The 1,949-nt window shown below is 74.6% G+C and carries 1 protein-coding gene; it reads right to left on the bottom strand.

Features of this window, described 5'->3' with window-relative positions:
* The coding region (locus ACFVYI_RS42390; protein ID WP_387895463.1) for a condensation domain-containing protein at nucleotides 1-1,949 on the bottom strand (1,949 nt) is incomplete at both ends.

Genomic DNA, 1,949 nt, shown 5'->3' on the forward strand with positions numbered 1-1,949 from the left:
GCCAACAGATCAGCCACCGTCGCCCCCGGCAGCTCACGACCCGTCGCCGCCCACTCCCCCAACACCAGACCCCGCTCACGCACCGTCAACACGTCCAGGGCGCCGATGCGGCGGTGCGGGTCGGCCGCGACCTGCTCCAGCACGGCGAGCAGCCGCTCGACCAGGGCCTCGGCGGTGGTGCGGTCGTAGAGGTCGGCCGCGTACTCGAAGGCGATGTCGATCTCCTCCGCGGCGGAGGTCTCCTCGAAGTTGAAGTCGAGTTCGAACTTGGCGGCGCCCAGCTCGAAGGGCAGGATCCGGCTCTCCAGGCCGAGCAGTCGCCCGGCCCGGCCGTCGTTGTGCTGGTAGCCGAGCATCACCTGGAACAGCGGGTGCCGACCGGGGACGCGCGGCGGGTTGACCGCCTCGACCAGGCGGTCGAACGGCAGGTCCTGGTGGGCGAAGGCCGCCAGGTCGGTGTCCCGGGTACGGGTCAGCAGCTCGGCGAAGGTCGGGTCGCCGGAGAGGTCGTTGCGCAGGACCAGGGTGTTGACGAAGAAGCCGACCAGTCCGTCGAGCGCGCTGTCGGACCGCCCGGCGACGGGCGCCCCCAGGGGGATGTCCGTGCCGGCGCCCAGGCGGTGCAGCAGGGTGGCCACGGCCGCCTGGAGCACCATGAAGGTGGTGGTGCCGGTGGCCCGGGCCGCCTCGCGCAGGCCCCGGTAGACCGCCGGGGAGACCTGGCCGCGCACGGTGTCGCCGCGGTGGCCGGCCACCGGCCCGCGCGGGTGGTCGGTCGGCAGCGGCAGCTCCTCCGGCAGCCCGGCGAGCGCCTGCTTCCAGTAGCCGGCCTGACGGGTGTGCAGGCTCTGCTCGTCCTCGGCCGAGCCGAGCAGCTCCTGCTGCCAGAGCGTGTAGTCGGCGTACTGGACCGGCAGCGGCGCCCGCTCGGGAGTGCTGCCGTCGGTGTGCGCCGTGTAGGCGGCGGTGAGGTCCTCGATGAAGGGGACCATCGACCACTCGTCACCGGCGATGTGGTGGAAGAGCACCACCACCACGTGGTCCTCGGGGGCGAGCTCCAGCAGGCTGACGCGCAGCGGCAGCTCGGCGGAGAGGTCGAAGCCGTGACGCACCGCGGCCTCGACGTCGGCGTCGAGCGTCTCCGGGGAGGAGCGGAGGACGTGGACGGCGGCCTCGGCGGCCGGGGCGTCCAGGATCCGCTGGTGGACGTCGCCGTCACGCTCGGTGAAGACGGTGCGCAGGCTCTCGTGTCGCTGCGTCACCGCCCGGACGGCGGCGCCGAGGGCGGCCCGGTCGAGCGCACCGGTGACCCGGACGACCAGGGGCACGTTGTAGGTGGCCCCGGAGTCGTCGAGGTTCTGCAGGAACCACATCCGGCGCTGGGCGTGCGAGAGCGGCAGGTCGGCCGGGCGCTCGCGGCGGCCCAGGGCGGGGCGCGGGTCGTCGGCGGAGCCGGCCCGGTGGGCGAGCCCGGCCGGGGTGGGCGCCTCGAAGAGGTCACGGACGGTCAGCCCGGCGCCGCCGGGCAGCGCGCGGACCCGGCTGATCAGCCGGGTGGCCAGCAGGGAGTGGCCGCCGAGGTCGAAGAAGTGGTCCTCGGGGCCGACCTCGGCGAGGCCGAGCACCTCGGCGAAGGCGCCGCAGAGGATCTCCTCGCGGGCGTCGCGCGGGGCGCGGCCGGTGCCGCCGCCCGTGCTGGCGGGCGCGGGGAGGGCGTTGCGGTCGAGCTTGCCGTTGACGGTCAGCGGAAGTTCACCGAGCACCACGAACGCCGACGGCACCATGTACTCGGGCAGCCGGGCGGCGAGTTCGTTGCGGACGGTGGCGAGGTCCACGGCCGTCCCGGCGGGGACGAGGTAGGCGACGAGGCGCTTGACGCCGGGGGTGTCCTCACGGACCACCACGGCGGCCTGGGCCACCGACGGGTCCACCGCGATGGCGTCCTCGAC

This window comes from Kitasatospora sp. NPDC058218 (genome assembly GCF_042882445.1).
GTDB lineage: Bacteria > Actinomycetota > Actinomycetes > Streptomycetales > Streptomycetaceae > Kitasatospora.